The organism is Bacteroides cellulosilyticus DSM 14838, assembly GCF_000158035.1.
Classification (GTDB): Bacteria; Bacteroidota; Bacteroidia; order Bacteroidales; family Bacteroidaceae; genus Bacteroides; species Bacteroides cellulosilyticus.
The window spans coordinates 614,509-623,489 of the sequence record NZ_EQ973492.1 but is presented as its reverse complement, the minus strand read 5'-3'; the positions used below and the strand labels follow the sequence as shown (position 1 = coordinate 623,489).

The window sequence follows — 8,981 nt, the reverse complement described above, 5'->3', positions numbered from 1 at the left end:
CCAATGGCTTCACAGGACGCCGGATCTTGAATGATTTGTCACGCAATGACGAGTACATAGTAACAGGTTGTTCTCTGCATGACGACATTGCTCCCGATTCCGGGAATTATCGTTTCATCAGTGCAGACATCTGCCAGATGGGGGAACAAAGCGCATTGTTCCGGGAAGTACGCCCGAATATAGTGATCAACACGTCCGCATTATCCGTTCCTGATTATTGCGAAGCACACCGTGAGGAGGCAGACAGTATCAATGTCAATGCTGTGGGACAATTGGCATTCCGATGCGAAGCATCCGCTGCACGCTTTATACATCTATCTACTGACTTTGTATTTAATGGAGATACAGGGCAGCTTTATACAGAAGAAGATACTCCTGACCCCGTCAACTATTATGGGGCAACCAAACTGAAAGGTGAAAAACGGGTAGCTGAACTCTGTAGCAATTATGCCATCGCACGTGTGGTAGTGGTCTATGGTGCCGCCTTGCCGGGGCAACACGGGAATATTCTGCAATTGGTAGCCAATCGTTTAAGAAATAATGAAGAAATACGGGTGGTTTCCGACCAGTGGCGCACGCCAACCTATGTAGGCGATGTTTCTCAAGGAATAGAGAAACTGATAAATCATCCCAATAATGGCATTTATCACATCTGTGGCTCGGAATGTCTGACTATAGCCGATATTGCTTATCGCGTAGCAGATACTTTGAATCTGGATTATTCATTAATTCTGCCAGTCACTACCAAGCAAATGGGAGAAACAACTCCCCGTCCCCGTTTCAGCGGATTAAGCATTGAAAAAGCACGCAGAGAACTGGGATACCAACCACATACTCTGGAAGAAGGAATAAAACTAATGTTCAATCTTTAAATAAGTGATTAGTGGTGAGTGCCACTAATCACTAAACAACGTTTCTGCAATCCCACTCTCCTTCTTATACACCCGCACCATCTCCAACAACTCATCCCCATACTTTTCCACTCCTTTTTTACCAAAATAAGGGATTCGGAGAAGAGCGGATTTATCTTCCGGTAATAAATTGGTGATACCTAAAATAGCTTTCTGTTGGATTACGGTATATACCGGTAATCCTAATTGAGACGCTTCCGCATTACGCCATGCTACCAGACGCCTGTATAATTCGGGATGCAGAATATCCGAAGGAACTTCCACTGCTGCCGTTTTTTTCCGTGCAAGGGTATTTCCACTTTCTTCGGTTCCGCCTTTCCGTTTTCTTCTTTCGGTAGAATTACCGGAACGCTTTTCCCCTTTGCCTTTAGTCGATGCCGTATCGTCAATGGAAAGTACCGCCTTTTGTTTCAGATATTCTCCTACATGAAAGCCTTTACTGATAACAAATTCCAACAAGTCAACTTTTAACAGAAGTAGATCATCCAATTCCTCACTGGCAGTCTTCAACTGTTTCTTTAGTTCTTTATTATCTGTTTCCACAATGGTACTACTCCTGATAGCATCCAAAGGTTCTAACTGTTCTTTAAAATATTCCGCCCCCAAATGAATACGTTCCTGCAAGCTTTTATCCGTTGCATAATCTTCGGCACCATCAACCAGGCGTGTGTATTGAAGGCTGAACTTCTGGGCAACTTTCGTTACCTTCTCATGAAAACGTTCCGTTTCTGATTTATATTCAGTCAATAGTTTGGGGTAGAGCTTATACAAGTGTTCATCCACCAATCTCACAAAACGCTTCAATGCCAACTCTAACGGTAAGAAATCAAACAATCCCGATAGCAATTCCAGAAAGTATGCTTGTTGCAATCTCCTATAACGCGTTTCATCAGGTTCGTTTCTACGCGCATCTTCCGTAAAAGTATCTACAGCACTGTCACTGATGACCGCTCTTGCCGACAGTGGAGCGCTCAATACCAACCCTTCCAATGTTTTACAACGGCTTAATGCCACATAAGTCTGTCCGTGTGCAAAAGAAGCACTGGCATCGATTATTGCACGTTCAAATGTCAGTCCCTGACTTTTATGGATAGTAATAGCCCATGCCAGCTTCAGAGGGAATTGTTTGAAGACTCCTTCTATATCTTCGGTGATTTCCTTAGTCTCTTCATCCAACACGTATTTTGCATTCGTCCATTCTTCCTCTTGCAGCATAAAAGCATCCTCACTTCCTTTACTGCGTACTTCTATACCCAAAGCTGAGACATTGACCACTTCACCGATCATACCATTATAATAACGGTGCTCACCGGATGAATCATTCTTCACAAACATGACTTGGGCACCACGTTTCAGTTCAAGCACTTCATCTGTGGGATAAGAATATTCAGGAAACTTTCCATCTATCTGGGCACGAAAGGTGAAGGAACGACCGGGTAATTGTGCCAGTTCATGTTCATTGATGCGTTGCGCCTGATAGTTATGGGTAGTCAACTGGATATATCCTTCCTCTTTCGAAGGGTTGAAATTCGGAATGTACCTACGGTTCAATTCATCCAGCAAAGTTTTATCACAACGGTTCTCCCGAATACGGTTCAGCATATCCAGAAAGTGAGTATCACTCTGACGATACACTGTTTTCAATTCAAGCGTACAATATTCAGACTGTCTCAGTGCACGACTGGAAAAGAAATAAGGAGTATCATAGTAGCTGTTCAGCATCTGCCACTCTTCATCTTTTATCACTGGGGCAAGCTGCTGCAAATCGCCAATCATCAGCAATTGCACACCACCGAAGGGTTTACTGCGATCACGAAAACGTCTCAGCACATCGTCTATCGCATCCAGAAGATCAGCACGCACCATACTGATTTCATCAATCACCAGCAGGTCTATACTACGCATAATGTTGAGTTTATCTTTTCCGAAACGGAAACGATATTGTGCTTTGCCATCCGCACTGAATGAAGTATCAGGTACGTAAGGGGCAAAAGGTAACTGAAAGAAAGAGTGAATGGTTACGCCGCCTGCATTGATAGCTGCAATACCTGTTGGGGCAAGAACAACCATACGCTTTGGACTTTCGGACTTCAACCGCCGCAGGAATGTAGTTTTTCCGGTCCCTGCCTTACCGGTCAGAAAGAGATGTGTGCCTGTATTTTCTATAAATTGCCACGCTAATGCCAATTCAGGATTCTGTTCCATTATTTCATCAATGTTGGTTGGAGGTGTAAAGGTAGCACAAATAAAAGAGCTAAAGCCTCCATTGGCACATCTTTTTGCAAAAAAAGGAAAAGCTATAAGAGTGACAAGCTACGAGCGGCTTTCGGAACATAGCGCAGCCGCTCGTAACTTGTAGCTCGTAGCTTTTAGCTTTATCACTTCAGACTTCCTGCAATAATATCCAGCAATTCATTTGTAATTGCCTGTTGTCTGCTCTTGTTATATTGCTTCGTCAAATCCTGTATCAGTTCATTCGCATTATCTGTTGCAGTCTGCATGGCAAGTGTACGCGCAGCATGTTCAGAAGCATTAGAATCCTGAAGTACAGTAAATAATTTCTGACTCAACACCTTCGGCAATAAATCAGCAATCAGCTGTCCGACAGATGGTTCTACAATATAATCATTCTGGAAACCACGTTTTCCCGATCCTTCTGTTGCAGCTGTTGCCGCCACCTTACTCAAATCAATAGGAAGGTACTCTTCACGCATCAATATCTGCGAACCCATTGATTTGAAATGATGATAAATCAGCTCCACCCGGTCGATTTGTTTTTCCATAAACTCTTGCATCAACAATGCAGCAAGCTCATACGCTTGTACGTATGAGGGTTTATCCGCCATCTCTTGATAGCTTCCCTGCGACGTATAGCCCAGCTTTTTCACAGCCTGCTCCACTTTCTTTCCTACAGGGTATATCAGGACGTTCTCTTTACCAAGTGATTTATATTCTTCCAGCGTTTCTCCGAGCTTTTTTACCACATTCGCATTGAAAGCTCCGCACAGTGAACTATTGGATGAGAAAACTACGACCGCTACCCGCGTTACGGGACGCACTTCGGTATAAGGCGACTCAAATGTAGCATCTGTAGACAAGAAGTTAGTCAGAATTTCATTCAGCTTCTGTTGATAAGGCAGCATATTCTCAATCCGTGTCTGTGCCTTGTGCAATTTAGCGGATGCCACCATCTTCATCGCCGATGTTATCTGACGCGTACTCTTGACGGAGTTTATTCTGTTTTTTACTTCTTTTAAAGAACCCATAGCATTTTTTTTAGTGGTAAGTGATTAATGATTAGTGATAAGCGGCAAATGAACACATGCCACTAATCACTTGTCACTCAACGTTAATCACTACTCCAAGTATTGTTTCGACATCAGATCTGCCGTTTCCTCTATCTTCTTGCAGACATCATCGTCAATGACGCCACTCTTCAGTACATCAAGCACATCAGTGCGGTGATTCATTTCAAGCGCTTCAAGGAAACTCCTTTCGAAATCTGTTACTTTATCCAACGGAACATTACGCAGTAAGCCATGTGTACCACAATACAGAATGGCAATCTGCTTTTCTACCGGCATCGGACTGTATTGCGGCTGAACCAATAAACGGGTATTCTTTTGTCCCTTATCAATGGTCAGTGCAGTAACGGGATCCATATCACCGCTGAACTTCGTAAATGCTTCCAGCTCGCGATACTGTGCCTGGTCTATCTTCAATGTACCGGCCACTTTCTTCATCGCCTTAATCTGAGCATTACCACCTACACGACTCACAGAGATACCTACATTAATGGCCGGGCGGTTACCTTGGTTAAACAAGTCCGTATCAAGGAATATCTGTCCGTCAGTAATAGAAATCACATTCGTTGGGATGTATGCAGATACGTCTCCTGCCTGTGTCTCTATAATAGGTAGTGCAGTCAGCGAACCGCCACCTTTTACTCTGCCTTTCAGACTTTCCGGCAAATCATTCATTTCACGTGCTACTTCTTCCTGATTGATAATACGTGCTGCACGTTCCAGCAAACGGGAATGCAGATAGAAGATATCACCCGGATAGGCTTCACGCCCTGAAGGACGACGCAAAATCAGTGATACCTCACGATAAGCTACCGCCTGCTTGGAAAGGTCATCATAAACCACCAGTGCATGACGACCGGTATCACGGAAATATTCACCAATGGCAGCACCTGCAAACGGAGCATAATACTGCAATGCCGCAGGATCACCTGCCGTAGCGGCAACCACAATTGTATAATCCATCGCACCATTCTCACGCAAGGTATTCACAATAGTAGCTACAGTAGAACCTTTCTGCCCAATGGCCACATAAATACAATATACAGGATCACCTGCCTCATAATTGGCACGCTGGTTGATGATCGTATCGACGGCAATAGCTGTCTTTCCCGTCTGACGGTCACCGATAATTAACTCACGCTGTCCACGACCGATAGGTATCATGGCATCCACAGCTTTTAGTCCAGTCTGTAACGGCTGGTTCACAGGCTGACGAAAGATAACGCCCGGCGCTTTACGTTCCAAAGGCATTTCGCACAGCTCTCCACCAATGAGTCCCTTACCATCCAGTGGTGATCCCAAGGGATCGATAACACGTCCCAGCATACCCTCTCCCACCATAATGGAAGCAATTCGCTTGGTACGCTTTACGACGTAGCCTTCTTTGATTTTATCTGTAGGACCCAGCAAAACAGCTCCTACGTTGTCCTCTTCCAGATTCATCACAATCGCCTTGATACCGTTGTCAAACTCCAACAGTTCGTTTGCTTCAGCATTACGCAGTCCGTAGATACGTGCCACACCGTCACTGACTTGCAGCACCGTACCGATCTCATCCAACTGCACGCGGGTATCAATTCCCTCTAACTGGTGACGGAGAATATCGGAGACTTCGCTTACTTTTATATTTTCAGACATGTTTCTATTTACGATTTAGTTATTTACAATTTACGATTGAGATTACCATCATTAAGTCCGATTCACTACTTACAATGTAGAGTAACTCTAATCGTAAATCGTAAATCGTCCAATCGTAAATCACACTATTCTTCTGTTCTTATCAATGAACTGTTGTTTCACTCTCTTTAGTTGCGTGGCGATGCTGGCATCCAGCCGGAAATCGTTGATATCAAATATAAAGCCCCCTTCAATCGAAGGATCAACTTCAGTTTGTAACTCCATCTGTGCATGTAGCAAAGTAGAAGCACTATTTCGAATGCGCTCCCAAACTTCCCGGCTCACAGGTACAGACGTAATCAGCTTTCCTACGCCGATATGCTTCAATTTCCTGTATAGATCAAGATAAGTCAGGCAGATGTACTGCAAATAATACTCCCGGCGGTTTCTCAACACAAGTGTTATGAAGCGGGAAAATTCCCGGCTCACCTCTCCATTGCCTACGGCAGCAGTACAAATCAGAGCAAATTTCTCCTTGATCTTCAAAATAGGGTTATCCAACGCCTCCCGTAAATCAGGATGCTTACGGAAGCTTCGTTCCAGCATACGCAATTCATGATATACGCGGTCTTCAGCCCCCGTACCTTTTGCGTATTCTATCAACGCTTTGGCATATCGCATCGAAACAATTCCTATATCCATTTCCTTTAATTATTAGTGATTAGCGACTCATGACCAACATTTCGCTAATCATTCATCACTAATCGCTTATCGCTACTTAATTGCTTCTTGAGGCTGCCAGCACTTCGTCCAGCATCCGGTCTATCATCTCCATTTGTTCGTGCTCTTCATCCAGATTCTTACGGATTACTTTCTCCGCAATATCCACAGAAAGCACGGCAACCTGGCGACGGATATCGCGTATCGCCTCTTCCTTTTCTTGCTGTATCTGCTTCTTCACATCGTCCAGCTCTTTCTGCGCGGCGACTTCCGCCTGCTTGCGTGCTTCGACGATAATCTTGTCACGCTCGTGCATCGCCTCCCGCAGGATGCGTCCTTGCTCCTTGTTGGCAGCAGCAACCAATGCTTCGCTCTCAGCTTTTAGTCTTTGAAGTTGCGCATTAGCTTCTTTTGCCACTTCCAGCGATTGGTCTATGTAGGTTCTACGGCCTTCTACCATCTTAGTAATGACAGGAAAACCATACTTCGCCAACACCACAAACACCACACCGAACGACAAAAGCATCCAGAACAGCAGACCACTATCGGGTAATAACAATGACATAATCTTAATTATAAATTAATAATTATAAATTAAAAGCAAGTATAGGCCTATTATAAGAAGAACACTAACAGACACACAACTACTGCCAACAGAGCAACACCTTCAATCAATGCAGCAGCGATAATCATGTTCATACGAATGTCTCCCGATGCTTCCGGCTGACGGGCAATAGCCTCCATAGCTGAACCACCAATTTTACCAATACCCAAACCTGCGCCAATAACGGCAAGTCCGGCGCCGATTGCTGCACCTAATTTACTAATTCCGGCTGCAGCCGCAGTAGCTTGCAATAATACAGATAGTAACATAATCTTTTGTTTTTAAATGGTTTATTATTAATTGTTGTTTTCTTTCACTTTTACTTCTTTATGCTCCTCCTGAGCCAGTCCGATAAATACGGCAGACAACATAGTGAATACGTACGCCTGGATAAATGCCACCAATAGTTCCAATGCATTCATAAAGATATTGAACAGCACAGATGCCACGGTAAGCGTACCGTTAAGCGCAGGTCCCATACTGGCAGAAATAAAGATCAGACATGTTAACACCAACATTGCCATGTGTCCGGCCAGCATATTGGCAAAAAGACGAATCATTAAGGCAAATGGTTTGGTGAAGATACCGAAGAATTCAATAAAAGGCATCATCGGTACAGGAACCTTCAACCACCAAGGCACATCCGGCCAAAAAATATCTTTCCAATAGGTTTTCGTTCCGAACAGGTTGACGGCAACAAATGTAAAAAGTGCCAGAACCATCGTAATAGCAATATTACCCGTCACATTAGCTCCACCCGGGAAAATGGGAATCAACCCCATGATATTATTTATAAAGATGAAGAAGAACGCTGTCAGCAGGTAAGGAGCAAACTTCCGATACTTCGGCCCTACACAACTCTTAATGATATCGTCGTTCACCATCATGATAAACATCTCCATAAATCCGATGAAGCCGCCCGGAGCCGCACTACCTTGCGGATGTTTACGATACCACTGGGCAACGGCCAGAATAATGACAAGTAGCAATACACTGTTAATCAACAGTGACAGTGTCACTTTTGTGATAGAAATATCCCAGGGACGTATTTCGTTTCCGGTTGCATCATGCTCAACCAACTTACCTTCGTACCTGCTACCTGCCGGAGCTATAAAGAATCCTTCATAAGATCCTCCATTTTCTTCCAATCGTGAAGAGAGGAAAGCGTGCCAACCAGTCTGCGAGCTATATACAATAATAGGTAATGGGATAGTGACGTGCGTTTTTCCCCATGTGGTAATATGCCACTCATAAGCATCGCCAATGTGACCGAAGACGATCTCTTTCACATCCACCGTGTTTTCTTTCTGTTCGGTAGAGGTGACATCATCCCGTTTGGCTACGCTGTCAAGTTCCGCTTCAATTCCCTGTGCCACAACAGGCAGGGTAGTAAGCAGCATTCCCAGCATCAGGAATATTCCGGTCAATAGATTACGCATTTGTTTCATTTTTCTTTTCTTTTTTCTGTTTCTTTCCTACTTCATAAGTAAAAAAGAACCAAGTCTCATATATCAGATAGACTATATAGTAAAGGATGAATGTCAGCAGGAATAACTTAGCTTCTTCCCGCACTGCAAAGCAGTACACTACCAAGAGTATCACAGAGAGCAACATCTTCATCACCTTCATCGCCATGTAAAGCAGCAACATCTTTTGCGGGGCATGCTTACGGCAAGCATCAAACATAGATATTTCAAAAAGCCCGAACAAGAAGAAATATACCGGAATGAAAGGATATCCTCCAAAATAATGTCCAGGCAATAAATAATGTAAAATCCCTGCGCCTACCCATCCTGCTATTAATGTCAACAGGGTGATCTGGTA

General features: G+C 43.9%; 9 protein-coding genes. 1 reads left to right on the top strand and 8 read right to left on the bottom strand.

Annotated elements, in window-relative coordinates; translation table 11 throughout:
• Positions 1–872 (top strand): SDR family oxidoreductase (locus tag BACCELL_RS20635; RefSeq protein WP_007213993.1); only part of this gene is annotated, 872 nt, incomplete at its 5' end.
• A 24-nt stretch (positions 873–896) separates the two neighbouring features.
• On the opposite strand, the gene BACCELL_RS20630 is transcribed toward BACCELL_RS20635, so the two are convergent.
• The 8 genes from BACCELL_RS20630 to BACCELL_RS20595 all read right to left on the bottom strand — a co-directional run bounded on the left by BACCELL_RS20630 (position 897) and on the right by BACCELL_RS20595 (position 8,975).
• Positions 897–3,116 (bottom strand): HRDC domain-containing protein, encoded by a 2,220-nt coding sequence (locus tag BACCELL_RS20630; protein ID WP_007213992.1) that lies wholly within the window; start codon positions 3,114–3,116, stop codon positions 897–899.
• 173 nt (positions 3,117–3,289) lie between these two features.
• Positions 3,290–4,177, bottom strand: coding sequence for a F0F1 ATP synthase subunit gamma (locus tag BACCELL_RS20625; protein WP_007213990.1), 888 nt, complete (start codon positions 4,175–4,177; stop codon positions 3,290–3,292).
• 90 nt (positions 4,178–4,267) lie between these two features.
• Complete coding sequence (atpA, locus tag BACCELL_RS20620; protein ID WP_007213989.1) at positions 4,268–5,854, bottom strand: F0F1 ATP synthase subunit alpha; 1,587 nt, start codon at positions 5,852–5,854, stop codon at positions 4,268–4,270.
• 120 nt (positions 5,855–5,974) lie between these two features.
• Positions 5,975–6,535, bottom strand: a complete 561-nt coding sequence (locus BACCELL_RS20615) for a F0F1 ATP synthase subunit delta (protein WP_007213988.1) — start codon at positions 6,533–6,535, stop codon at positions 5,975–5,977.
• 76 nt (positions 6,536–6,611) lie between these two features.
• Entirely contained in the window at positions 6,612–7,118 is a 507-nt protein-coding gene (gene atpF, locus BACCELL_RS20610) for a F0F1 ATP synthase subunit B (RefSeq protein WP_007213987.1), read from the bottom strand.
• A gap of 50 nt (positions 7,119–7,168) precedes the next feature.
• Positions 7,169–7,426 (bottom strand): ATP synthase F0 subunit C, encoded by a 258-nt coding sequence (atpE, locus tag BACCELL_RS20605; protein ID WP_007213986.1) that lies wholly within the window; start codon positions 7,424–7,426, stop codon positions 7,169–7,171.
• A gap of 27 nt (positions 7,427–7,453) precedes the next feature.
• Positions 7,454–8,605: a F0F1 ATP synthase subunit A gene (atpB, locus tag BACCELL_RS20600; RefSeq protein WP_007213985.1), complete on the bottom strand. Its 1,152-nt coding sequence runs from the start codon at positions 8,603–8,605 to the stop codon at positions 7,454–7,456.
• Entirely contained in the window at positions 8,589–8,975 is a 387-nt protein-coding gene (locus BACCELL_RS20595) for a hypothetical protein (RefSeq protein ID WP_044154268.1), read from the bottom strand. The genes atpB and BACCELL_RS20595 overlap by 17 nt, the downstream gene beginning before the upstream one ends.
• Between the last annotated feature and the right edge of the window lie 6 nt (positions 8,976–8,981).

Bases quoted from the DNA above. Each gene is read 5' to 3' on its own strand.
- atpB (WP_007213985.1), bottom strand. From the start codon at position 8,605: ATGAAACAAATGCGTAATCTATTGACCGGAATATTCCTGATGCTGGGA.
- BACCELL_RS20625 (WP_007213990.1), bottom strand. From the start codon at position 4,177: ATGGGTTCTTTAAAAGAAGTAAAAAACAGAATAAACTCCGTCAAGAGT.
- BACCELL_RS20615 (WP_007213988.1), bottom strand. From the start codon at position 6,535: ATGGATATAGGAATTGTTTCGATGCGATATGCCAAAGCGTTGATAGAA.
- atpF (WP_007213987.1), bottom strand. From the start codon at position 7,118: ATGTCATTGTTATTACCCGATAGTGGTCTGCTGTTCTGGATGCTTTTG.
- atpE (WP_007213986.1), bottom strand. From the start codon at position 7,426: ATGTTACTATCTGTATTATTGCAAGCTACTGCGGCTGCAGCCGGAATT.
- BACCELL_RS20630 (WP_007213992.1), bottom strand. From the start codon at position 3,116: ATGGAACAGAATCCTGAATTGGCATTAGCGTGGCAATTTATAGAAAAT.
- atpA (WP_007213989.1), bottom strand. From the start codon at position 5,854: ATGTCTGAAAATATAAAAGTAAGCGAAGTCTCCGATATTCTCCGTCAC.